This is a genomic window from Cytobacillus sp. SAFR-174 (genome assembly GCF_051964675.1).
Lineage (GTDB): Bacteria > Bacillota > Bacilli > Bacillales > Cytobacillaceae > Cytobacillus.
Window position 1 is genome coordinate 158,870 of sequence record NZ_JBQCMZ010000001.1, and the last position, 22,049, is coordinate 180,918.

Consider the following 22,049-nt stretch of genomic DNA (forward strand, 5'->3'; position numbering starts at 1 on the left):
TGTGAGTACCTTAGCACAAAAAAAAGGTTTCGGAGCGGTTTTATGGGATTACTTAACTACAGTTGACCATAAAAAAATCGCAATCCTTTATCTTATAGCTGGCGGATTTTTCTTCTTGCTTGGCGGATTGGAAGCTATGTTCATCCGTATCCAGCTTGCAGTACCAAATAATGACTTTGTAAGTGCCGGATTGTATAATGAAATTTTAACTATGCACGGTACAACGATGATCTTCTTGGCGGCTATGCCACTGATTTTTGCTTTTATGAATGCTGTTATGCCACTTCAGATTGGTGCGCGTGACGTTGCATTCCCATTCTTGAATTCTTTAGGATTCTGGCTGTTTTTCTTTGGTGGAGTTTTCTTGAATCTGTCATGGTTCTTAGGAGGAGCTCCTGATGCCGGATGGACTTCTTATGCATCTCTATCAATTGCTTCTGAAGGGCATGGAATCGATTTCTATGCACTTGGACTGCAGATATCAGGTGCGGGTACGTTAATCGGGGGGATCAACTTCCTTGTTACCATCATTAACATGCGTGCCCCTGGTATGACATACATGCGTATGCCTATGTTCACTTGGGCTACATTTGTTACATCAGCATTGATTTTATTTGCATTCCCTGCTTTAACAGTAGGACTATTCCTGTTAATTTTCGACCGTATGTTTGGATCTAACTTCTTTGATCCTGCTATGGGCGGTAACACAATTATCTGGGAGCATTTCTTCTGGATTTTTGGACACCCTGAAGTTTACATCTTGGTATTGCCGGCTTTCGGTATTTTCTCCGAGATTTTTGCGATTTTTTCAAGAAAGCGCCTTTTCGGATACTCTTCAATGGTATTCGCAACGGTTCTTATTGGTTTCTTAGGATTCATGGTATGGGCTCACCATATGTTTACAACTGGTATGGGGCCGATTGCAAACGCGATCTTTGCTGTTGCAACAATGGCAATTGCAGTACCGACCGGTATTAAAATCTTTAACTGGCTATTTACAATGTGGGGAGGAAGCATCACTTTCACAACACCGATGCTTTGGGCTATTGCCTTTATTCCTTCATTCGTAGCCGGAGGTGTTACTGGTGTTATGCTGGCGTCTGCTGCACAGGATTACCAGTACCATGACAGCTACTTTGTAGTGGCCCACTTCCATTATGTTATTGTCGGCGGTGTTGTGTTTGCACTATTTGCGGGTGCTCACCTTTACTGGCCTAAAATGTTCGGTACAATGTTAAACGAATTCCTTGGAAAAATTACGTTCGTATTATTCTTTATTGGATTCCATTTAACATTCTTTATCCAGCATTTCCTTGGACTTTGGGGAATGCCGCGCCGTATCTTCACGTACCTTCCTGGACAGGGATTTGAAACGTCGAATATGGTAAGTACTGTTGGTGCTTTCTTCATGGCAGCTGCAGTAATCATCTTGTTAATAAATGTTGTTATTACCAGCGTTAAAAATGAAAAAGTTGGCAATGATCCTTGGGGAGACGGCCGTACTTTAGAGTGGGCCATTCCTTCACCGCCTCCATTCTATAACTTCAAGCAGCTTCCGCTGATTCGCGGCCTTGATGCATACTGGCTTGAAAAAATGGAAGGCAAAAAAGGCATGTCGCCTGCAGAGCCGCTAGGTGACATCCATATGCCAAACAACTCGTTCATTCCTTTTGTGATTTCTTTCGGACTATTTGTTGCTGCATTTGGTGCAATGTATCACGAAGAACACAGCTGGGGTATTCCAGTACTAATTGTGGGTATGCTTATTACTCTAGGCTCCATGTTTGTTCGTTCTGTCAAGGATGATCATGGATACCACATTCATAAAGAAGATTTGGAAGACAATAATGATAAGGGGGTTAAGGCATAATGGCTACTGAACAAAAAATGACTTATGAAACATGGCCTGCTTCGCCTGAAAAGCAAACCCTCGAAGCCAAGAACAAATTCTTAGGTTTCTGGTTTTTCCTTGGGGGAGAGACGGTTTTATTCGCCTCCCTATTCGCCACTTACCTTGCTTTAAAAGACAAAGTTCCTAGCAGTGACATGGCTCTTGCGAAAGACTTGTTTGAAATTCCATTGGCATTTATTATGACAATGCTGCTATTAACAAGCTCGCTCACAAGCGTATATGCTATGTATCACATGAAGAACTTCAACTTCAAAAAAATGCAGCTATGGCTTGGAATTACTGTTTTGCTTGGACTTGGATTCCTTGGTTTGGAAATTTACGAGTTCAATCACTATGTACATGAATTCCATCATAGCTTTACAAGCAGTGCCTTTGGTTCAGCCTTCTACACGTTAGTTGGATTCCATGGTGCTCACGTGGCATTCGGTTTATTATGGATCACTACTTTGATGATCCGCAACAGCAAAAGAGGATTGAACCTTTACAATGCTCCTAAGTTTTATGTAGCCAGCCTATACTGGCACTTTATCGACGTTGTTTGGGTTTTCATCTTTACAGTAGTATATTTAATGGGAATGGTGGGATAAACTGATGGCCAATCAACAACCAAACTCAGGTAACCCAAGAGTAGACATTGAATATAGACGCAAAAAAAGTGCAGAAGAGATGAGACATCAAGTTATCACATTTGCACTAATGATCTTCCTGACAATTGTTGCGTTCGTAGCAGCAGGTTATGAAGGTTTCTCCGGATGGTTTATAGTGCCGTTCATCCTGATTCTTGCTCTTGTGCAAGTAATCTTCCAATTATATTATTTCATGCATATGAGCCACAAAGGTCATGAAGCACCGTCTTTGTTCTTATACTCAGGAGCATTTGTCGGATTTATCACTATCATTACTTTCTTGACTGTTATTTGGTGGTAAGTTCAAAAAGAAAATCGGCTGTTGGCCGATTTTCTTTTTATGTAATGAAGTATTTGCAAATACCCAATTTCCGATTTATTGAGATTGCAGACTGAAGAGAGTATAATAGTACTTGTCAATATCGCTTAGTATTGGAAACGTTTAAGGCCGATTGAGCAATATTTAATGAGGTGATAGCATGTCTTTGGAAATATTCGGTTTCCGTGCACTTTGGAGTCCATATTTCTTTTTATTTGTAGCACTGATTCTTGCAGGATACTTTATGTTAACAGTAAAGTATCGTGGAAAGTTCAAAGATAGTGAGCCATTAACTAAAAGGCAGGGTGGGTATTTTACAGTCGCTATGATTGTGTTGTATGCGATCAAAGGCTCTCCGCTGGACCTGATGGGCCATTTAATGTTTTATGCCCATATGATACAGATGGCTATCCTGTATTTAGTTGTTCCTCCCCTTGTAGTCATGGGAACCCCTCAGTGGGTGTGGAGAAGAGTGATTAATCACAAAGCTATTAAACCTGTATTCAGTATTTTTACAAAGCCATTAATCGCCATTATTCTGTTTAATGGAGTATTTTCTATATACCACATACCAGATGTTTTTGACGTGGTAAAAACGGATATGATGTTTCATACTGTATATACATCTGGCCTGTTTCTTCTGGCAATCTTTATGTGGTGGCCGACTATTAATGAGCTTCCTGAAATGGAGTCACTGGACGGCTTGAAAAAGGTAGGATATATTTTTGCAAATGGTGTTTTATTGACTCCTGCATGTGCTCTGATCATTTTTGCAGATACTCCAATGTACAGCACATATTCTGATCCAAATGCATGGGCACAGGCCCTTCAGTTATGTGTTCCTTCTGCGACACTGGCAAGCCTGAATCTTAGCGGGCCGGAAATGTTCAATTCAATGTCTCTTATACACGATCAGCAGCTTGGCGGGGTCATCATGAAGATTATCCAGGAAATTGTATATGGCTTTATTCTTGCGCAAATCTTCTATGCTTGGTACAAAAAAGAACAGGAAATTACGCCTTCAGAAGAAGAAGCATTATTAAATCCGCATTTAGTAAAATAAAAAATAACTCCAGTCAGAGGCTGGAGTTTATTTTTTTGAAAAAGTAAAAAATGTATATTGCAATGATCATGATCACATGGAATGAAACAAATATTGAACATTTAAGGAACTTTTATTAAAAGCTCATACAGTTTGTTGAAAAATATAGTACACTTTAATAAAATGAACCTTGTGATAAATAATACCGTGAAGATGAATTTTAAACTGATAGTGGAGAGAGGAATAATTTATGGAATACTCATTACCTATACTCCCTACCATAAGCACGACCTTTATTGTATTAAGTGCAATAACGGTTGCGATTGGTTGGGTACAAATCAGCAAAAAAAAGCTTGAGGCTCATAAGAAAACAATGACTTTGGCTGCTGTGTTTGCTGTTATTTTCTTTATCATTTATGCCAGCAGAACTGTTTTTATTGGGAATACTGCATTTGGCGGCCCTGATGATATAAAAATTTATTATACGATTTTCTTAATTTTCCATATTACCCTGGCAACTGTTGGGGCAGTTTTAGGAATTATCTCGTTATATACGGGCTATAAAAATAAAGTGGCAGCACATAGGAAATTGGGACCGATAACCAGTGTGGTCTGGTTTTTTACTGGCATAACAGGTGTTGCAGTCTATCTGCTGCTGTATGTTTTCTACCATGGAGGAGAAACCACATCAGTTATAAAAGCAATCCTGGGTACGTAACAGGTTATGAGATGCCGCTGGCTGTTTAGCGGTATTTTTTTTATGCCCAAAAAATTATCCACTTCTTAATTAAAAGGACTTAATAAGTATATGGCGAATATTTATGAATGATATTTAATTGGGAGTGAATTTTGTGTCGGTAAGTAAATTAACAGAGAATGAATATATTGAGGCCATGAAGCTTTCCATGTATGCCTTCCAGTATAATGTGCCTGAAGCTGACATCCCGGCCAGGATGGAACGTTTAAAAAATCATGCCATTTTTGGTATCTGGGAAGGGGAAAGTTTGGCTGCCAAACTTCACATCATCCCCCTGAAAGTTCATATTAATGGCTTTGAATGGGATATGGGAGGTGTTGCTGGTGTGGCAACATATCCGGAATTCAGAAGAAGGGGGCATGTAAGCAGTCTGATCAAGCACGCTTTAGCCGAGATGAATAATAAGGATCAGCTATTTTCATTTTTGCATCCATTTGATATTTCTTTCTATCGAAAATACGGATGGGAGATATTCACTGAATATAAGAAAACGCATATTAAGAAAATAGATTTAAAAATGACGGGAAAATCTTCAGGGACCATTAAGCGATTTACTAAGAACCAGCACACATTAACCATCGAAAAGATTTATAAAGAATATATGCAGCGTTATTCAGGAGGGCTTGTAAGAGACACATACTGGTGGGAAAACTTTGTGTATTCTGATTACCAGATTGCGGTGTATTTTAACGAATCAGGTGAAGGACAGGGCTATATATTATTTAAGGTAAAAGACAATAGAATGGATATCGAAGAATTCGCAGCTTTATATCAGGAAGCCAGATTGAACTTATGGAATTTTATCTGTCAGCATGATTCGATGGTTGAGGAAGTAAAGATCATTACTTCAGTACACGATCCATTTCCTTATTACCTGAATCAGCCTAATTTAAAAATGGAGGTTTTTCCGTACTTTATGGGGAGAATCGTCAATGCTGAAAAGTGTCTCGGCCAATATTCTTTCAATGAATATAGTGAAAATGTCTTTCTGCATATTGAGGATCACCATGCACCATGGAATAATGGAAGTTACCTAATTGCTGACGAAGGTGTCAGGGTGTTTAAAGAGAAAGCAGGAAGCCAATGCACTAACCCTCCAGCACGGGGTCTTCATATGTCTATCAATGCCCTTTCAGCGATTATAATTGGCTATAAGAGGCCAATGGAGTTATATGATTTAGGTGAAATTAAAGGTCCAAGAAATGATGCAGAAATACTTGAAGGAAAAATTCCTGTGCAAAAGTCCTTTTTCTATGACTTTTTTTAAGGAAACTAAGTTGAGATGTTTGCAGGAAAGAAAAAGCGTCCAGGCGGACGCTTTTTTATTTTTTTATTAAGTTTATATTTTGAAATTCATCTTAATAAGTCCTGCTTCTTTTGCGGAATTAAAGGCAATGACCAGTAATGGGCCAATGATGAAGCCCAGTATTCCAATAAGTTTCAGGCCTAGATACATGGCTATTAGCGTAGCAAGCGGAGATAGCCCTATATGGGTGCCCATTACCTTTGGCTCAACTGTCCTCCGGATAATTAAGAGGACGGCTGCAAGAATTGCCAATTGTGTCCCCATAGCTAAATCTCCTGTCAGCAGATGAAACAATGCCCATGGGCCTAGAATGACAATGGAGCCAATAATAGGGATAAAGTCAATAACCCAAATGATTATAGACATGATCAATGCCATTTCTGGATTGATGAATAATAATCCAATCAGTGAAACGATAAAGATAATCACACTTACAAGAAATTGAGCCTTGAAAAAGCCAAACCCGACATAAGAGAGCCGTGAAGTCATAAACTTGACTTTATCTGCTGTTTTTTCTGTAAGGTGATTATACAAGCCTTTCCTTAATCGCGGAAGATCTATTAAAAACAAAAATAAGGCAATCAAATATACGATGAAACTGACAAGATAATTCGGGATGTTTGTCAGAAGTGCTTTTAAGCTATCTATATTTACGTAAGCGACAAGGTCATTCTTCGTTTTATTCAAGAAGGATTGAATCTGGTTGCTTAATTCATCAACAAGGTCTTTAGGAAGGTCTTTGGCGGCATTGGAAAAGTCCGCTTCTGCCCTGAGCCATGCTTTTGTAATTTCATTAATGTACATAGGAGCATTTTCAACAAGTTTAATGGCTTCAGTAATCACTTTTGTCGTAATAAAGTAACCTGATAAGCCAATGAAGAGGACAAATCCCAGAAAAGTAATCAGCACGGATACTCTTCGGCTTATTTTTATTCTATTTTGCAGCAGTTTCACAACTGGCTCCAGGATTAATGCAGTAATAAATGCAACAATCAGCGGAACAGAAACAGGCAAAATGAAATAAAAAAGGACAGTTATAAGAATTACAGCAATCAATATTAATAAAAAACGTTTTGTGAATATTGCAGACAAAATAAGTCCCCTTTCCCAATTTTGTTAACCATCAAAAGACCGTAACACTTTGATTATAGTATGCATTAAATATTATAAAAACAAAAAATTAAACGGTTTAAAGCTGAGAGATTATTGCCCGTATATTAAAAATCGTAAAGAAAGAAGTGAACGGTAGATGCATAACGCCCATCTTGACTTCGAGACGATTCAGGCAGCCAGTGATATAATCTCCGCAATCGTAGAATCCAGCCTGGAGGAAAGAAAAAATGTTATTCCTCTTAAGCATGAAAGATTCACTTTCTTTAAGAGAAAAGAAGAACCAATCTCCATAACTTTTAAGAACACTGAAGTATATTTGAGAATTAAGCTTAACATAGTAAATGGAAAAAATATTTTGGAGGAAACTCTCCGGATTCAGAAAGAAATCAAGGATGAGATTGTCCATTTTACAGGACTGAAGGTAAAAAGAGTGGATCTCTCAGTCCAAAAAATTATATCTGCAGGAAGCGCTCTTTCAGAAAATTAAATTTAGCGGGTCCAAAGTTGATATAAAAAAGACGCATGATGTTCATGCGTCTTTTTATGCAGAAAAAACATTCTGTAATCTTAGCAAAAATTACTCAGCAAATTGGTCAATTTCAGCTTTAATTTCACTAAGAATTTTTTCGCATTGGCTTACTAATGATTTAGGGAAGCTTTCGCCTTCGCCGTATTCTACACCGTGCGGATAGTAATGTTTGCCTAGCAGCGGGGTCATAAGCTGAATAGTTGCTCTATGGGCTCCTACATCTCCTTCAGCAGCATATCCAAATACACGAAGGTAAAAAACGCCTTCTTTTAATTCGAATTTACGGTCATATGTAACTCTTTCATAATCCCATTGCCCTTCACGGACAAGGCCGTGTGAAAGCATTACTTCATCTAAGCGGGTTAAGTCTGCTTTATTATTTTCCAGACCTGTGTTTTCAAATTTCATAATTGTCCCTCCTGAAAACAATCCATGGTTCTGATGAACGGATCCATGCATAATTTTAACAAGTTTATCTCAAATTTAATAATAGTAGAAAAAAGCGTAACTTGCAACGGATTCATGCAAGAAAACATTCATCTGTCAAAGAACGTTAGCTGAAATGCCATATTTAACGTCTGTCTGGCATATCTTGAGCAAATGGAACTGAGCAGCTGCAAAACTGTGAAAGGGGAAGCGTCAATTGCAGAAATACAAAGCCATCAGCATCTTATTTTTTCTAATATTCTTTACACCTCAGCCTGCAGGTGCTGCTGTAGATTACAGAGTTGAGCAAAAAGATACTCTTTGGGAAATTGCCCTTAGATTTCAGAAAGATCTGAAGGAAATTATTAATAGCAATCCTCAGATAGAAAATCCTGATTTAATTTTTCCAGGTGAAATGATTATCATTCCAGACCATGGAAAGAAGATAGCTCTTCCAAATATGGGTGAGAATGAAAATGAACTTATGAGACTCGCCAACGAAAAAAGAAGGGAATTAAGTCTAAAACCGTTGTCTGTAGATTTGCAGCTGAATGCTGAAGCCCAAAAAAAATCTTCGGATATGATGAAATTACAATATGTTTCACATAATTCTCCTACATATGGAAATCCTACAGAAATGTTAAGGAATCAGCAGATTTCATTTTTCACCGTTAAGGAGAATATCGGGGCGGGCTATAAAACAGCTGATGAAATCTTTGCTGCCTGGATGAATTCCTCGGTCCACCGGGAAAATATTCTTAACAAAAAGGCAACCCATATCGGTGCCGGATATTGTCAAGGAGGCCTGCACGGTCACTATTGGACCATATTCATTGTTGAAAAAAATGAAGGAGGATAAAAAATGGAAAAAATCCGCGATATTATGACAGACCAGGTTGAAAGCTGTTCACTATTGGACAATGTTTATGAAGTGGCAGTTAAGATGAAAGAATTAAACGTAGGTGCTATCCCGATTGTGGATAGTGATAAGCTCGTCGGAATGATCACCGACCGGGATATTGTTCTTCGCTGTGTGGCAGAAAAACACCCTGCTTCATCTAAAGTAGAAGATATTATGAGCAGCCATTTAGTAACTGTGTCAAGTGATACAGAGGCTCGGGAAGCAGCCCGTTTGATGGCAGAACATCAGATTCGCAGGCTTCCTGTTGTGGAAGGTGACAAGCTTGTTGGGATAGTTTCACTAGGTGACTTCGCCGTGCGTCATTTAACAGATGACCAGGCTGGAGAAGCCCTTACTGATATTTCTAAACACGAATCTGAAGCACAGCATTAAGAGGACACCACCTGGGTGTTCTTTTTTTTTGCAGCAAATGCTGTTACGGAACTTATTTATAATAGATAAACAATACACCTAATGGTATGATTAATAGTATATATGCAATAATTTTATTTAGATTCCATTTAGCAGAACGCCTGCATGTTATACTTTAAATTTCCTTAAATACAGCGAGTAAAAGAAGGGAGGTACGGTTCTCTGCGAGCACTTTTCCGAATTTTAGTATTGATTTGCATTTTTCTGGCAGCAGGCTTTTACATCGATATTGGGCGTAAAGAAAAAGGGGAAATCCTTGTCAGTCAGGAAAATACAATTAAGGATATAAATAATAAGGAAAATAAATTATCTTCCAATACAGGGTTCCCTGAAAAGGGTGTGGCCTCACTAATGGGAAAATCAGCTGGGGAGCTTAAAGAAAGTTTGGGAGAGCCGTCCAGAATAGATCCCTCTTTTTATGGATACGATTGGTGGATATATAATAAAAGCGGCGCTGAGTATATTCAGGCTGGCGTCAGCAATAATAAAGTGGTTAGTTTGTTTGCGACAGGTGAACATTCAGACATTTACCCTTTCAAAATAGGGCAGCCAATTGGTGAATTATATTCATCCGTCTTTTTTGAAACAGAATTCAGTCTTAAAGTAAAAGACAGTTCATACCGTTTCGAGTTATCTGAAGATGACCTTAATACAAGGCCGCTTGTTATGGTTGGTGAATACTATGCACAGCTTAATATAGATAGATTTACAGGGACGCTTTCCAGCGTGAGGTTAATGGATGCAGCCACTTTAATAAAGCTTCGCCCGTATGAAATGGTTTACCGTGGTGAATTATTGGAGCCCCCATTGCCTTCTCCTGCTTTTGAAGACGATGTGGAGAGAGCGAAAGAGAAGCAAATTTTCGACATTACCAATGTTATAAGAGTCAGCCATCATTTACAGCCGCTGAAATGGGATGATCCGACTGCAGCGGCAGCTTTAGCTCATAGCAAAGATATGTATGAAACAAAAGACTTTTCTCATACTTCTAAAACTTACGGCGATTTGGCGGACCGGCTTGAAGCTGCGGAGGTCTCATATGAGGAGGCCGGGGAAAACATAGCTGCAAATTATACAGATGCTCCCGCTGTTGTTGAAGGCTGGCTTAACAGCAAAGGCCATCGGGATAGTCTGCTGAAAGAAGAGTTTACCCATCTTGGAGTTGGAGTTTATAAAAAGCATTATACGCAAAATTTCATAAAAAAAGCTGATGGAGAAGCTAAAAAATGAAAAGAGCCTAAATTAAGGCTCTTTTTTACTATTAGCAATCTGAATCCGGCCAACCTGAAAATAGTCATCTTTCCAATTTCCATACAAGTGGACAGAATCACCGATCTTGACAGAAGGAATTGAAGCATTAGTCATTAAAGGAGTAATTTTTTTTATATTTGAATGCTTGAGGCTCTTTGTTTGGACGGTCAGTTCAAGAACATGTACATAGCGGCTGTAATTATAGCGCTGTCTGCTATCGCTAAGATGGACGACTTCGCCTGAAATAATGGCTTCCTCGGGGACCTCTGCAAGGCTCACCCACTTCTCATAGCCTTCCCGCATTTCCTTTTTTGTCAGCCAATAAAAATAAAGGCAAATAATTGGAATAACGATAGCGGTGACCATCTTTCCACCTGCCTTTAATTATTTACATTTTTCTTTTCAATGATAAAAAAGCTGCCTGTTGCCTGTGCAATTTTTCTTCCATCAGAACGGAGTACATCTGCAGATAATACCATGCTTTTTGTTCCCTTATGGTCAATTGTCGCTCTGCATGTTACGTATTCCCCTTTGCCGACTGCAAGATAATGAATATTCAACTGTGTCGTAACAGCGCCAAAACCTTCAGGAAGAAGCGAAGCCGCAAGTGTTCCCATGGCAGAATCAATAATTGTAGCGGTTATTCCCCCATGGAGAATTCCGAGCGGATTATTGACAATCTTACTTAAAGGAACTGTCAGTATGCATTCATCTTCAGTTATATGCCGTTCCATATGGAGCAGTCCGCCAATATAAGAGCTGTTTTGACCGGTTTGTTTTTTATGAAAACCTAAAAGCAGGGATTCTAATGCGGTTAATTCTTCGTCAGTGGCATTCCTGGTGCACTGATCAAATAATTCCATAAGATCTCTTTTCATTATTATTCACCTTTCAATATCTTTCTGCATTCATATATTACCATTAATGGCTGAATTTTTGAATTTTAATGGACCAATAAAGCAGATATAAATATTCACCTTTTTCATTCATATTCATATGGTATTATAGGCATTTGCATTAGAACGAGGTGATATTTTATGTCCAAAACGAAGCTTCATCCCTCTGTTGAAAAGTTTAAAGAGTTTGTTAAACAGAATCCCCGGATCATCAAAGAAGTCAGGGATGGTAATGCAACGTGGCAGGAATTATATGAGGATTGGTATTTGCTTGGGGAAGAAGATTCAAGGTGGGACTCTTATAGAGAAAACAAAGAAAATACACAAAAGACCGAAGAGAAAAAAAGTGACTGGATGGGCAGCATTATGGGTACCCTTAAGCAAATGGATGCGAATCAAATGCAGGGTTACATCACTAATCTCAGCCAGGCACTTTCAACTGTGCAGGGGGTTATTTCGCAATTTCAAGGCGGCGGCCAGAAACCATCGGGAGGCTCAAAGCCAAGTATGACTAAACCAAGCAGCCCTTTTACATTTAATAAGGATTAAGGGGTTAATCAGATGAGAAAAGATATCGTCGAGTATCTTGAACAAAAGCAGGATCTTAGGCAATTTATCCGTGAGCAGCCTTATTGGTATAGAAAATTGAGCAGAAATCCAAACGAAATTCAATCTCTGGAAGTGGCCGCACTGCACTATTATAAAAAAACAATTCCACATCAGGTTGAAAAATTCACGAATGGAGTGCAAATGGCCTCCATGATGATGAGCATGTTTCAGGCCATGAATTCTCAATCCAATTAGAAAGCTTTCTCGCACACGAGGAAGCTTTTTATTTGTTATAGAGTAAAAATAAGCAGCCGGGCAAACACTAACTTTATTAGAGCGTTACGGAAGACATCCTAAAGGAGTGTAAAATAATGAAAAGGCAAATATACTTTTTTATATTGCTGGTTATTTTTGTTCTTGCAGCGTGCCAGAAAGATATTCCTGAGCCCGAAACAAAAGCGGAAGCCAATCCTGCTGTGAATGCCGTTAAAGCAGAACAGCCGGTGCCGGTTTCGGGTGTGGAAAGCTCTGCCAGGGATCCCTTTTTTGTAAGGCATCAAATAAAAGGAAAAGACGTTTTTATTGAATGTATTGTGCAGGATGTGTCCTTTAGAAAGCAAAGCAGCAAAGAAAAAGGCAAAATTATCCTGTATGTAAACGGAAAGAAGAAGGATGAAATCCATTCAGCTGCTTTTATTATAAAGGGGCTTCCTTCAGGCAAACATCGAATCGGACTGGAACTTGTTAAAGGCGACAGGGCTGAAGCTTCTTTGAAAAGAGATTTTCTTGTGGTGATTCCTTAGTCTGCTTGCTTTAGCTTTAAACCGTTTCATGATAAAATAAGAAACGGAGGTGGGCTATTTTGCTTGCTACATTAGAAAGAATGGCTATTTTGGACAAAGCTGACGAACTTGCAGCGATGATTACAGAATCTGAAGAAGCGGAACATTACCGCAAAAGTTTATATAAATTAAAGAACAGCCGCGAAACTCAAAGGAAGATACAGGATTTTATCAAAATGAAAGAACTGTATGAAGAAGTTCAGCGATTTGGCAAATATCATCCAGAATATAAAAGGGTGATGATGTCTATTAGGGAGCTAAAGCGCGACATGGACATGGATATACATGTGGCGGAATTCAGAAGAGCAGAGACCGCTCTGCAAACTCTCCTGGATGAGGTAAGCATGCTGATAGGACGTTCTGTATCCGAACACATTAAAGTTCCCACCGGCAATCCTTTCTTTGAATCAAGCTGCGGAGGAGGCTGCGGTTCTGGAGGCAGCTGTGGCTGTTCTTAGACAAGAGTAAGTGCTCTGTCCACTGAGGCAGCGTTCAAAAAACCAGCTAATGCTGGTTTTTTCTTTTTAAATAAAATATGCAGTTTGAACCTTCCCATTGAAAACTGTTATTTTTCTGTGCTAGACTAAATAAAACAAACGATCGCTGAAGGGGAAAACTATATGCTTGGTCAAAGGCAAGGAATAATCGTATGGCTTTATTCTTTAAAGCAGGCAAAAATGTTAAGAAGATTTGGAAATGTACATTATGTTTCAAAACGGCTCAAATATGTAGTGCTATACTGTGATCTTGCAGATACGGAAACAATTATGGAGAAGATAAATTCATATTCTTTTGTTAAAAAAGTGGAACCATCCTATAAGCCGTTCCTCAAAACGGAATTTGAAAATTCCAAACCGGACAAGGCTAAAGAATATGATTATAAGATGGGAATATAAAAAGGCGTGAGCAAAAGCTCATGCCTTTTTCTCATTTAATGCAAAGGTGCAATAAAATGATTAAGCCTTAGAATTCCTATTAAATATTGATAATATAATTCCTTTTCATTAAAAATAGCAGAAGGCTTTACTGTCAGCTGAATAATTTCTTTATTCATTTCTTTCGCTGCATCCTCGAATAAATCATACCTTTTATTTGGCACTGACTTGGGATTTGGGATCCCTTCACGGCAAATATATAACGGCTGAAATTCTCCCGGGTCTGTCGGCTTCAATATGACTGCAAGGGATGTCATTTCTCTATTATTGATGCTCGTATGGAAAGCTGCCATGTGGGACAATCGATGCTTGTTCGCCCGTGCAATTTCAATTAATTCATAAATATCTGAGTATCCCTCGCCTATTTCTATAAAACGCTGTATCAAAATTAGAACCTCCTTAAAACTCAACGCATTCACTTATTAAATGATTTTTGTCCATCCATACTTTATCATTTTAAGCATAAAAATAGAATGGAAAAAAATCATAAAATTTATAAAAATTAATGTGACTGATGACCTTCCCTTTGGTATTGTTAGGTTAAAAGAAAAATGACTAAGAGGGCATAGCAATGTGGAAGGCATCTTTATTTATTTTTTTACTTTTGTCTGGAATTATTTCAGGTATGGTACTGTGGCAGTGGCAGACTTATTCTGATCGTGCGGTTGCCATAAACAGTTCCGAGGCGATTACACAGGAAATCATAGTCGAAACGCATCAGAAAGAACTAAAAATCACTCAAAAGTTAAACGGACTTCTGGACCGAAAAGAATATAGGCTTGATATCCCCGACACTTTATTTAAATGGAATTGCAAGACTGGAACGGGAAAAGCCTGTGATTCAGCAGACGAAAGTCCTTATACATTTTTTTCTGCTGATGATCAGATGATATTTGAGTATACTGTACCGATAAATGAAAAGAAAAAAGCATTCCTGTTAACGGATTGGTTTGTTAAAATCCCCGGAATAAAGGCTGAAGGCTTGTCCATATCAATTTCGGATTCTTTCAAAAGAGAGGGTTCCTGGGCAGCAGGGATTAGGCTTAAAGCCCAAAAGAAACTAGATCATATCGATTACTATTATTTCGAAGGTTATGGAAATGTTCCATCACTTTACTGGCAAGAGGAACCGCTTTTGAAGACAGCTATAAACAATACAGATGCATACACAACTGATATTCGGGCAGCCAGCTTGGATTTTAAGAAACTGGATGACATCGGGAATTTTCCATTTATGTCGATTATCCTTACCAATCGCTACCCTGAATATATGGATGAAAATATCCTGATTGCATCTCCACACATTAAAGTCGACCAGCTGGAAAAAAAGCTTATAGCTTTGCAGTTTCAAAGAAAATTTGCAGATGGCTTTCCTGACTGGATTATTGATGCTTTCACAGCAGGATTATTAGATTTAAAACCTGGCTCATCGGAAGGAAGACTAGTCCTGAAGGAATTGCAGGGGGAGTTGACAGAAGGTGAACTAAAGGATTTTCTTCTAAATGTATTACAGGAGGATACTCTGAATACAGAAAAGCTGGACAAACTTTTAGGCAATGCTAAGGGTCTGCACACACAATTTTTCACCATGAATATCAAAAGCAAAGCACTGCTTGTCCCTCTGTATTTTCAGGAAGAAAAAAAGCTATGGGTGTCTGGTGCTGAGAAGGCGAGCATAAATTTAGTATATAGGGATGGTCTCATTTTTCTGCCATTTACAGCCTCGATGCAGTCATTAGGATATGAAGTTAAGGTCCTTTCCGGTGAGGAAACGATGCTTGTGTCAAAAGGGAAGAACAGTTATCGGTTTTATTTGAATAAAAATGTTTTTATCTATAATGAAGAAGATTATGGATTGCTTATGAATCCATTAACTAGGCAAAACGGAACAATATGGATGGAAATCCAATGGTTTAAAGCACTTTTTGGAGTGACTGCTGAAGAAAGAGAAGGCGGGATTCACCTGACCCCCTGACAGAATTTAAAAGAATACAAAATAAAAAGCCCTGCAGTTAACTGCAGGGTCCTTCTATATCCTTTTCAGGATAGAAGGCAAAGGGAGAGGAGAAACCGGAGGAAGAACTTATGGGGAAACGTAAGTCTTCTCCGCGGTTGGCAACAACATCCTTGAATAGATGCTGTTAATTACATTATTTCCACATTCCTCAAGGATATACACTTCCTGCTATATTTTTTTCCAGCTGATGATCTCGCTTACAATTTGCCGGTTGGCCACGAATTGTAAGATATGGTAGGATAGGATAGAAAAAAACAGTTTTCCATTTCGACAGGAAAATTGAAAAATTGCAGGTTAGTGGTGATCGTATGCGAGTGGTATCGGGAACTAGAAAAGGGAAGATATTAAAAGCTGTTCCGGGCAGCTCAACCCGTCCGACTACTGATAAAGTAAAAGAAGCTATTTTTAATATAATTGGGCCCTATTTTGACGGTGGCCAGGGGCTTGATCTTTTTGCCGGCAGCGGCGGCCTTGGTATTGAAGCTTTGAGCAGAGGAGCGGACAAGGTCATTTTTGTGGATAGGGACGGAAAGGCCATTCAGACCATCCATGAAAATATACGCAATTGCGATTTTGATGAAAAGGCGGAAATATATCGAAATGATGCAGATCGTGCACTCAAGGCAATTTTAAAGAGAGATCTTGTTTTCGATTATATATTTCTCGATCCGCCATACCGCAAACAGCAGCTGCTTAAGCTTCTTAAAGTTATTGATGAGAATAACCTGCTTTCGGATCAGGGAACAATTCTATGCGAACATGGATCAGATGTGGAGCTCCCTGAAACTGTTGGAAGACTGGTTCAAAAGAAGCATGAAAATTACGGGATAATTTCTATCTCTATCTACAGCCGGGCTGAATAATACATACTTGGAAAGCTAATGGAAAATATACATAACAAGAATGTGACAGGGGGATAACAATGGGAGGCATCGCGGTTTGTCCAGGCAGCTTTGATCCAATTACTTACGGTCATCTGGATATTATTAAGAGAGCGGCAAAGGTATTTGAACAGGTTTATGTGGTTGTATTGAATAATTCTTCAAAAAACCCTCTTTTTAATGTTGAAGAAAGAATTCATCTGATAAAAGAAGTTACGAAGGATCTTAAGAATGTTAAAGTTGATTCATTTCAGGGGCTGCTGATGGATTATGCAAAATCGGTAAATGCAAGTGCTGTTATTCGAGGCCTTCGTGCAGTTTCTGATTTTGAATATGAAATGCAGATCACATCCATGAACAGAGTCTTAAATGATGAAGTGGAAACCTTTTTTATTATGACTAACAATCAATATTCGTTTTTAAGCTCAAGCATTGTGAAAGAAGTGGCAAAATATAACGGGAAAATATCAGAACTAGTTCCCGACATTGTAGAAAAAGCTCTGAAAAACAAGTTCCAATAATTAATCAGCGGGGATATCCTTGCCTGCTGATTGTATGGGGTTTAATAAAACGGGTGCCTGATAGGTACCCGTTTTGCTGTTACTTCCTTTCCAAACGCCTGGCGAGCATTAAAGTATAAATTGAAAGTGCAAGTATAGTAATAATCGGTCCGGATGAGACGAATCCATCCATTAATTTACCGAGAAACGAGTATTTTTCAAAAAGACCGACCGGAATGGCATTTGATGGCTGTTCTGTATTGTAATAGCGTTCATAAATTGGCTGCCAAAGAATGAATGCATAAAATGCAGCTGCAAAGCCATGAACAATTCTTGCGAAGAAGAAAGGCTTGAAGTTAATATCGGTTTGTGCCAGGATGCTCGCCACCTGAGCTTGCACGCTGAATCCGCTGAAAGCGAGTATGAAGCTGACAATGATGACCTGGTGCATTAATGTTGCCTGCTGAACCTGGCTTGTCATCTGGCTTCCAAGTGTTATTTCAAACAAACCTGAAATGAACGGGATGCTTAATTCTGTTGGCAGGCTGAATATTGACAATACGGCTTCTAAACCTTTAGCAAGGAATGCCGTTATTCCAATGTGAAATAGGAGCTTGTTAATAACAGAGAATAAAATGATAAATCCGCCGATCATCAGAAGTGTCTGGATGGATGACATGACTGCATCACCAAGAAGCTTGCCTATCGGGCGATTATCCTTTATTCTTGTCCGATGAAGAGCTGATAAGGCAGCCCTTAAAGATGGTTTTGACGTCCTTGCACCATGGGAAGGCTGCTTGGGCTTCTTTCCGTAGAACCTCATTAATAAACCGACGGTAATATTGCCGAGATAATGTGCCAGAGCCAATATCACCCCAAGTTTGGCGTTATTAAAAAAACCAACCGATACGGCACCGAATATAAACAAAGGATTTGAACAGTTAGTAAAGGAAACCAGGCGCTCTGCTTCTGTTTTTGAGAGCTGTCCCTCCTGCCGCAGCCTTGCGGTCAGTTTTGCCCCGGCCGGATAGCCTGAAGCCATCCCCATTGCCCAGACAAACCCGCCTACCCCAGGTACTCTGAAAAGTGGCCTCATCAAAGGTTCAAGAAGTACTCCAATAAATTTAACAACACCAAAGCCGATCAGCATTTCTGATACTATGAAGAAAGGCAGCAATGAAGGGAAGACGATTTCCCACCACATATCTAACCCCCTGATGGATGCATCAACCGATTCCTGGGGAAATGAAATTAATGAGATGGCCATTAAGGTTACAGAGAGTGCAAGAGTAACCGTTTTTAATTTGGAACGAAACACGGACAAGCCTCCCTCAAGTTGTACTGACTGTGAAATGAATTTAAACAATGGTAAAATAAAGAAGCATTTGCATCTATATTTTTCTCCGGCCTTTTCATTTATTTGAATCCGGAACAAAGGTATACGGTGATAAAGCCTGTGCTGCCAAGTCTTGTCCCCATATAACTCAATATACTCATAGAACTTTAAAATAGACCATAGAATTAGGTACAGGCATAAGTGAATTTTCAGCTGAAAATTTTTATAATATGCTTCTTTTAGAAATAAAATGAATAGAATAAACATAAGTTCGAATCGGCCAGTGGCTATAAGGGGGGAGTCTTTTGCAGCGTCCGAAAATAGGTTTGGCACTTGGTTCGGGAGGAGCTCGGGGATTCGCCCACCTGGGTGCGATCAAGGTCATGAAGGAAGCCGGCATACCGATTGATTATATTGCCGGCAGCAGCATGGGTGCCATGGTAGGCTGCTTTTATGGGGCGGGTCTGGATGTTGATCGGTTATATAAGCTTTCCAAAGCATTTAAAAGGAAGTATTATTTAGATTTTACAGTTCCTAAAATGGGTTTTGTGGCAGGGAAACGAGTAAAGGAATTGATCCGTATATTTACTCATGGAAAGAACCTCGAGGACCTCGATATTCCTGTTAATGTAGTGGCCACAGATTTAATGACTGGTGAGAAAATTGTTTTTAAAAGCGGCCCCATTTCTGATGCTGTTAGGGCAAGCATATCCATCCCGGGTATATTTGTGCCTGAAAAATTAAATGGCCGCCTTCTAGTGGACGGGGGAGTAGTGGACCGGGTTCCTGTGTCAGTCGTTAAGGAAATGGGAGCTGATATCGTCATCGCAATCGATGTTTCACATGTTAAGACAAATGCGGAAATCACCTCAATCTATGACGTAATCATGCAGAGTCTGGATATCATGCAGATGGAGCTTGTCAGTCACCGGGAAATTGCTTCTGATTTTATGATCAAACCAAGGGTGGAAATGTATAGCTCACGCGCATTTACAAATATTGAAGAAATTATCAAAATTGGCGAAGAAGAAGCAAAAAAGCATATTGACACTATTAATCATTACATAACTAAATGGAAGGAGCATCCTGATTCATGAAAAGCAAATTTTATACCCGTTCCTTCTTGATTTTGGCAGTTATCCTTGTGGCCAGTTCGTTTTATTATCTGCCTTATTATGTATCAAAGCCGGGTATGGCAAAAGAACTCGAACCGATTATTGAGGTGGAGAACGGCTATGAAGAACAAGGCAGCTTCATGCTGACTACCGTAAGAATGGGCCGGGCGAATATATATGCATATATGGCCGCCAAATTCAGCAAGTATCAGGAATTGTATCCTGTGGAAGAAATACGGGCTGAGAATGAAACAGATGAAGAGTATAATGTACGGCAGCTTCATATGATGGCAACTTCCAAACTGGCTGCTATTGAAACGGCTTATAAAAAAGCCGGCCTGCCCATTCATTATCTTTATAATGGCGTATATGTCCTTAATGTGCTGCCTGATATGCCCGCTGACGGCAAACTTCAGGCAGGTGACCGCATCTTTAAAGTGGACGGCAGGGAGTTCGAATCCTCTGACGAATTTATCAGTGCTGTCTCCAATAAACAGGAGGACAGTGAAATAACACTAACTTTTGAACGACAGGATAAAACGATGGAAACCTCGATTCCTTTAAAAACACTTGAGGAAACAGGAAAGCCTGGCGTAGGGATCACTCTTGTTGACGACAAAGAAATAGAGGTCGAACCGTCTGTGAATATTGACAGTGAAGAAATTGGCGGCCCTTCTGCCGGACTGATGTTTTCTCTTGAAATTTACAATCAGCTAATAAAAGAAGATTTGACGGGAGGCTATAAAATAGCCGGTACCGGAACAATCAATTCCGAAGGGACAGTCGGGAGAATTGGCGGGATCGAGCAAAAAATCGTAGCAGCAGACAAAGCAGGAGCAGAAATTTTCCTTGCGCCTAACGAAAATGGAGCAGAAGACTCCAATTACAGAGCAGCTGCTGCAACAGCCAGGGATATTAAGACCGATATGAAAATCGTTCCGGTGGATACGTTTGATGATGCAGTGGAATATTTAAGGAACCTGGATTAAAAAAACTTGCAGAAGCCAGCGCCAATCGAGAGATGCCGCTGGCTTTTCTTTTTTATCTGGAGCAATTAGCCTTGAAAAGGGAAGGCAGAACAGAATTTAGTCAACCATAATAGGAGGCTGGTTAAATTCCTGCTGCATAAGACTCCGGTCCTCAGCAGCCTCCATGCCCATTGCATATACCCGGGAGGCTTTAATATCCAAATGCATCTGTTGTGCAGCATTTGAGGAAATTCTTGATATCAGCGGAAGCTTTAAGTCAGACTTATGCATGTTTAAATACCTCCTGCCATTCCTGGACATCCCCAAAAGACGAAGATATTCGGCTTTTGATGCTTTATTGGGCATCTCTGTTTTTTCCGTATTTGTAAGGATATGTACACAAGCCCGCTGAAGTCTTGTCCATGTGTACCTCTTTGTTTTAATCTTTTCCATGAACTGCTGAAAGCTTTCTGCCTGAATTGCTGCTGATAAAAACCTATGCTCCAGGCCTTCTTCCATTTCATAAATGCATCTTAACTGTTCCGGCTGCAGATGAACCAGACGGAATTTTAAAAATGACCAGTATTGTTCCCATTGATTAAACGCACCATACTCTTTTTTATATTGAAGTAAACCCTGATATGTAGTTTCCGGAACATATTGGCGAATGGCTTCAATTTCTCCATTCCCGGCAAAAAGTGCTTTTCTTATGCTTGTGGCACTTGCAATAGATTCAGAAGAAAACTGTTCGTCATGATATCCTGCGCTTTTTCTTGCAACTGTAAAAAGCTGCATAGATGAATTGATCCTGCGGGCTGAATTTAAATATTGAAAGCCAAGAATGTTATTCGGTTTTGAAAGGTCAACCAATTCATTTTCAGGATTCAAATCAAGGAATGCCAAGGATGCTGCTTTTGGATAGCTGACTCCTGCACCAAGGTGTACTCTGAGCTTTTCCTGGTAGGCAGCATGATGTTTTCCGAGAAATGACAGCGTTTGGTGAAAGCTTTCCATATTGCCGGATTCACTCCCGAAGCATAAGCTGCTGCAGCCGGCTGCTTCTAGAATGGATACTGCTCCGCTTGCGAAAATATCTGCCTGCTGAACAGCAAACTGGTAGGGAAGTTCAAATACAATATCTGCACCCGCCTTTAGTGCCATTTCTGCTCGTTTCCATTTTGAAACTAACGCAGGTTCTCCCCGCTGCAGAAAGTTGCCGCTCATGACCGCAATAATGGTTTCTGCACCTGAAATATTTTTGGCCTGCTCCAAATGGAAGGCATGGCCATTATGAAAAGGATTATATTCTACAATTACACCTGTTGCTTTCATATTGACATACTCCTCGAAAAGGTTTAAAAAGATATGTATTGGAAAAAGTATTAAAAGAATAGCG

General features: G+C 39.5%; 27 protein-coding genes. 20 read left to right on the forward strand and 7 right to left on the reverse strand.

Annotated features, from left to right (window positions below):
- The first annotated feature begins 1 nt into the window (after nt 1).
- The 6 genes from ctaD to ACTHRG_RS00835 all read left to right on the forward strand — a co-directional run bounded on the left by ctaD (nt 2) and on the right by ACTHRG_RS00835 (nt 5,923).
- Nucleotides 2-1,870: a cytochrome c oxidase subunit I gene (gene ctaD, locus ACTHRG_RS00810; RefSeq protein ID WP_076261550.1), complete on the forward strand. Its 1,869-nt coding sequence runs from the start codon at nt 2-4 to the stop codon at nt 1,868-1,870.
- Nucleotides 1,870-2,499 (forward strand): cytochrome (ubi)quinol oxidase subunit III, encoded by a 630-nt coding sequence (locus ACTHRG_RS00815; protein WP_076261547.1) that lies wholly within the window; start codon nt 1,870-1,872, stop codon nt 2,497-2,499. Before ctaD ends, ACTHRG_RS00815 begins: the two co-directional genes overlap by 1 nt.
- A gap of 4 nt (nt 2,500-2,503) precedes the next feature.
- Nucleotides 2,504-2,839, forward strand: a complete 336-nt coding sequence (gene ctaF, locus ACTHRG_RS00820) for a cytochrome c oxidase subunit IVB (protein WP_076261545.1) — start codon at nt 2,504-2,506, stop codon at nt 2,837-2,839.
- A gap of 178 nt (nt 2,840-3,017) precedes the next feature.
- The gene (ctaG, locus tag ACTHRG_RS00825; protein ID WP_076261543.1) at nt 3,018-3,920 is read left to right on the forward strand and encodes a cytochrome c oxidase assembly factor CtaG; all 903 of its coding nucleotides are present in this window, start codon (nt 3,018-3,020) and stop codon (nt 3,918-3,920) included.
- Nucleotides 3,921-4,149: 229 nt separating this feature from the next.
- Nucleotides 4,150-4,617 carry a DUF420 domain-containing protein gene (locus tag ACTHRG_RS00830; RefSeq protein WP_035328690.1) on the forward strand — a complete coding sequence of 156 codons (468 nt, stop codon included), beginning with the start codon at nt 4,150-4,152 and terminating at the stop codon, nt 4,615-4,617.
- Nucleotides 4,618-4,750: 133 nt separating this feature from the next.
- Entirely contained in the window at nt 4,751-5,923 is a 1,173-nt protein-coding gene (locus ACTHRG_RS00835; protein WP_440230432.1) for a GNAT family N-acetyltransferase, read from the forward strand.
- 72 nt (nt 5,924-5,995) lie between these two features.
- Here ACTHRG_RS00835 and ytvI read toward each other — a convergent pair whose 3' ends face one another.
- A complete protein-coding gene (gene ytvI, locus ACTHRG_RS00840) occupies nt 5,996-7,054 on the reverse strand; it encodes a sporulation integral membrane protein YtvI (protein ID WP_076261539.1) in 1,059 nt (352 codons plus the stop codon).
- 157 nt (nt 7,055-7,211) lie between these two features.
- On the opposite strand from ytvI, the gene ACTHRG_RS00845 reads away from it, so the two are divergent.
- Nucleotides 7,212-7,562, forward strand: a complete 351-nt coding sequence (locus tag ACTHRG_RS00845; RefSeq protein WP_076261537.1) for an Asp23/Gls24 family envelope stress response protein — start codon at nt 7,212-7,214, stop codon at nt 7,560-7,562.
- A 90-nt stretch (nt 7,563-7,652) separates the two neighbouring features.
- Here ACTHRG_RS00845 and ACTHRG_RS00850 read toward each other — a convergent pair whose 3' ends face one another.
- On the reverse strand, nt 7,653-8,012 hold the full coding sequence (locus tag ACTHRG_RS00850; RefSeq protein WP_076261535.1) for a YugN family protein: 360 nt from the start codon (nt 8,010-8,012) through the stop codon (nt 7,653-7,655).
- Nucleotides 8,013-8,247: 235 nt separating this feature from the next.
- On the opposite strand from ACTHRG_RS00850, the gene ACTHRG_RS00855 reads away from it, so the two are divergent.
- The 3 genes from ACTHRG_RS00855 (at nt 8,248) to ACTHRG_RS00865 (ending at nt 10,593) form a co-directional block, all read left to right on the forward strand.
- Nucleotides 8,248-8,889, forward strand: coding sequence for a CAP domain-containing protein (locus ACTHRG_RS00855; RefSeq protein WP_076261533.1), 642 nt, complete (start codon nt 8,248-8,250; stop codon nt 8,887-8,889).
- A gap of 3 nt (nt 8,890-8,892) precedes the next feature.
- Nucleotides 8,893-9,324: a CBS domain-containing protein gene (locus tag ACTHRG_RS00860; RefSeq protein WP_076261531.1), complete on the forward strand. Its 432-nt coding sequence runs from the start codon at nt 8,893-8,895 to the stop codon at nt 9,322-9,324.
- Nucleotides 9,325-9,525: 201 nt separating this feature from the next.
- Entirely contained in the window at nt 9,526-10,593 is a 1,068-nt protein-coding gene (locus tag ACTHRG_RS00865; protein WP_076261529.1) for a CAP domain-containing protein, read from the forward strand.
- 12 nt (nt 10,594-10,605) lie between these two features.
- Here ACTHRG_RS00865 and ACTHRG_RS00870 read toward each other — a convergent pair whose 3' ends face one another.
- On the reverse strand, nt 10,606-10,980 hold the full coding sequence (locus tag ACTHRG_RS00870; protein WP_076261527.1) for a hypothetical protein: 375 nt from the start codon (nt 10,978-10,980) through the stop codon (nt 10,606-10,608).
- Nucleotides 10,981-10,994: 14 nt separating this feature from the next.
- Nucleotides 10,995-11,492: a PaaI family thioesterase gene (locus ACTHRG_RS00875; protein WP_076261525.1), complete on the reverse strand. Its 498-nt coding sequence runs from the start codon at nt 11,490-11,492 to the stop codon at nt 10,995-10,997.
- Between the two features lie 159 nt (nt 11,493-11,651).
- On the opposite strand from ACTHRG_RS00875, the gene ACTHRG_RS00880 reads away from it, so the two are divergent.
- The 5 genes from ACTHRG_RS00880 to ACTHRG_RS00900 all read left to right on the forward strand — a co-directional run bounded on the left by ACTHRG_RS00880 (nt 11,652) and on the right by ACTHRG_RS00900 (nt 13,797).
- Nucleotides 11,652-12,059, forward strand: coding sequence for a YlbD family protein (locus ACTHRG_RS00880; protein WP_076261523.1), 408 nt, complete (start codon nt 11,652-11,654; stop codon nt 12,057-12,059).
- Nucleotides 12,060-12,071: 12 nt separating this feature from the next.
- Complete coding sequence (locus ACTHRG_RS00885) at nt 12,072-12,314, forward strand: YlbE-like family protein (RefSeq protein WP_048011183.1); 243 nt, start codon at nt 12,072-12,074, stop codon at nt 12,312-12,314.
- Between the two features lie 116 nt (nt 12,315-12,430).
- On the forward strand, nt 12,431-12,862 hold the full coding sequence (locus tag ACTHRG_RS00890) for a hypothetical protein (protein ID WP_076261521.1): 432 nt from the start codon (nt 12,431-12,433) through the stop codon (nt 12,860-12,862).
- Between the two features lie 59 nt (nt 12,863-12,921).
- Entirely contained in the window at nt 12,922-13,359 is a 438-nt protein-coding gene (locus ACTHRG_RS00895) for a YlbF family regulator (RefSeq protein ID WP_076261519.1), read from the forward strand.
- Nucleotides 13,360-13,521: 162 nt separating this feature from the next.
- The gene (locus ACTHRG_RS00900; protein WP_009330926.1) at nt 13,522-13,797 is read left to right on the forward strand and encodes a YlbG family protein; all 276 of its coding nucleotides are present in this window, start codon (nt 13,522-13,524) and stop codon (nt 13,795-13,797) included.
- A gap of 35 nt (nt 13,798-13,832) precedes the next feature.
- Here the strand turns inward: ACTHRG_RS00900 and ACTHRG_RS00905 are convergent, their stop codons facing one another.
- On the reverse strand, nt 13,833-14,222 hold the full coding sequence (locus ACTHRG_RS00905) for a DUF7147 family protein (protein ID WP_076261517.1): 390 nt from the start codon (nt 14,220-14,222) through the stop codon (nt 13,833-13,835).
- A gap of 185 nt (nt 14,223-14,407) precedes the next feature.
- Here ACTHRG_RS00905 and ACTHRG_RS00910 point away from each other — a divergent pair, with 185 nt between their 5' ends.
- From ACTHRG_RS00910 to coaD, 3 genes are all read left to right on the forward strand, one after another.
- Nucleotides 14,408-15,811, forward strand: a complete 1,404-nt coding sequence (locus ACTHRG_RS00910; RefSeq protein ID WP_076261515.1) for a stalk domain-containing protein — start codon at nt 14,408-14,410, stop codon at nt 15,809-15,811.
- A gap of 350 nt (nt 15,812-16,161) precedes the next feature.
- The gene (gene rsmD, locus ACTHRG_RS00915) at nt 16,162-16,716 is read left to right on the forward strand and encodes a 16S rRNA (guanine(966)-N(2))-methyltransferase RsmD (RefSeq protein WP_076261513.1); all 555 of its coding nucleotides are present in this window, start codon (nt 16,162-16,164) and stop codon (nt 16,714-16,716) included.
- Nucleotides 16,717-16,775: 59 nt separating this feature from the next.
- Nucleotides 16,776-17,255: a pantetheine-phosphate adenylyltransferase gene (gene coaD, locus ACTHRG_RS00920; protein ID WP_076261511.1), complete on the forward strand. Its 480-nt coding sequence runs from the start codon at nt 16,776-16,778 to the stop codon at nt 17,253-17,255.
- Between the two features lie 79 nt (nt 17,256-17,334).
- Here the strand turns inward: coaD and ylbJ are convergent, their stop codons facing one another.
- A complete protein-coding gene (gene ylbJ, locus ACTHRG_RS00925; RefSeq protein WP_076261508.1) occupies nt 17,335-18,552 on the reverse strand; it encodes a sporulation integral membrane protein YlbJ in 1,218 nt (405 codons plus the stop codon).
- Nucleotides 18,553-18,875: 323 nt separating this feature from the next.
- Here ylbJ and ACTHRG_RS00930 point away from each other — a divergent pair, with 323 nt between their 5' ends.
- Together ACTHRG_RS00930 and ACTHRG_RS00935 are read left to right on the forward strand one after the other, a co-directional pair.
- Nucleotides 18,876-19,667, forward strand: a complete 792-nt coding sequence (locus tag ACTHRG_RS00930) for a patatin-like phospholipase family protein (protein WP_076261506.1) — start codon at nt 18,876-18,878, stop codon at nt 19,665-19,667.
- Entirely contained in the window at nt 19,664-20,674 is a 1,011-nt protein-coding gene (locus tag ACTHRG_RS00935) for a SepM family pheromone-processing serine protease (RefSeq protein WP_076261502.1), read from the forward strand. The genes ACTHRG_RS00930 and ACTHRG_RS00935 overlap by 4 nt, the downstream gene beginning before the upstream one ends.
- A 96-nt stretch (nt 20,675-20,770) precedes the next feature.
- Here the strand turns inward: ACTHRG_RS00935 and ACTHRG_RS00940 are convergent, their stop codons facing one another.
- Nucleotides 20,771-21,985, reverse strand: a complete 1,215-nt coding sequence (locus ACTHRG_RS00940) for a nucleotidyltransferase (RefSeq protein WP_076261500.1) — start codon at nt 21,983-21,985, stop codon at nt 20,771-20,773.
- Nucleotides 21,986-22,049 lie beyond the last annotated feature (64 nt).

What these genes read in the sequence shown, in the direction of transcription:
- ACTHRG_RS00845 (WP_076261537.1), top strand. Translation starts at nt 7,212, where the DNA reads ATGCATAACGCCCATCTTGACTTCGAGACGATTCAGGCAGCCAGTGAT.
- ACTHRG_RS00830 (WP_035328690.1), top strand. Translation starts at nt 4,150, where the DNA reads ATGGAATACTCATTACCTATACTCCCTACCATAAGCACGACCTTTATT.
- ACTHRG_RS00860 (WP_076261531.1), top strand. Translation starts at nt 8,893, where the DNA reads ATGGAAAAAATCCGCGATATTATGACAGACCAGGTTGAAAGCTGTTCA.
- rsmD (WP_076261513.1), top strand. Translation starts at nt 16,162, where the DNA reads ATGCGAGTGGTATCGGGAACTAGAAAAGGGAAGATATTAAAAGCTGTT.
- ctaG (WP_076261543.1), top strand. Translation starts at nt 3,018, where the DNA reads ATGTCTTTGGAAATATTCGGTTTCCGTGCACTTTGGAGTCCATATTTC.
- ACTHRG_RS00850 (WP_076261535.1), bottom strand. Translation starts at nt 8,012, where the DNA reads ATGAAATTTGAAAACACAGGTCTGGAAAATAATAAAGCAGACTTAACC.
- ACTHRG_RS00890 (WP_076261521.1), top strand. Translation starts at nt 12,431, where the DNA reads ATGAAAAGGCAAATATACTTTTTTATATTGCTGGTTATTTTTGTTCTT.
- ACTHRG_RS00900 (WP_009330926.1), top strand. Translation starts at nt 13,522, where the DNA reads ATGCTTGGTCAAAGGCAAGGAATAATCGTATGGCTTTATTCTTTAAAG.
- ACTHRG_RS00935 (WP_076261502.1), top strand. Translation starts at nt 19,664, where the DNA reads ATGAAAAGCAAATTTTATACCCGTTCCTTCTTGATTTTGGCAGTTATC.
- coaD (WP_076261511.1), top strand. Translation starts at nt 16,776, where the DNA reads ATGGGAGGCATCGCGGTTTGTCCAGGCAGCTTTGATCCAATTACTTAC.
- ACTHRG_RS00815 (WP_076261547.1), top strand. Translation starts at nt 1,870, where the DNA reads ATGGCTACTGAACAAAAAATGACTTATGAAACATGGCCTGCTTCGCCT.
- ACTHRG_RS00880 (WP_076261523.1), top strand. Translation starts at nt 11,652, where the DNA reads ATGTCCAAAACGAAGCTTCATCCCTCTGTTGAAAAGTTTAAAGAGTTT.
- ACTHRG_RS00940 (WP_076261500.1), bottom strand. Translation starts at nt 21,985, where the DNA reads ATGAAAGCAACAGGTGTAATTGTAGAATATAATCCTTTTCATAATGGC.
- ACTHRG_RS00910 (WP_076261515.1), top strand. Translation starts at nt 14,408, where the DNA reads ATGTGGAAGGCATCTTTATTTATTTTTTTACTTTTGTCTGGAATTATT.
- ACTHRG_RS00875 (WP_076261525.1), bottom strand. Translation starts at nt 11,492, where the DNA reads ATGAAAAGAGATCTTATGGAATTATTTGATCAGTGCACCAGGAATGCC.
- ctaF (WP_076261545.1), top strand. Translation starts at nt 2,504, where the DNA reads ATGGCCAATCAACAACCAAACTCAGGTAACCCAAGAGTAGACATTGAA.
- ACTHRG_RS00885 (WP_048011183.1), top strand. Translation starts at nt 12,072, where the DNA reads ATGAGAAAAGATATCGTCGAGTATCTTGAACAAAAGCAGGATCTTAGG.
- ACTHRG_RS00870 (WP_076261527.1), bottom strand. Translation starts at nt 10,980, where the DNA reads ATGGTCACCGCTATCGTTATTCCAATTATTTGCCTTTATTTTTATTGG.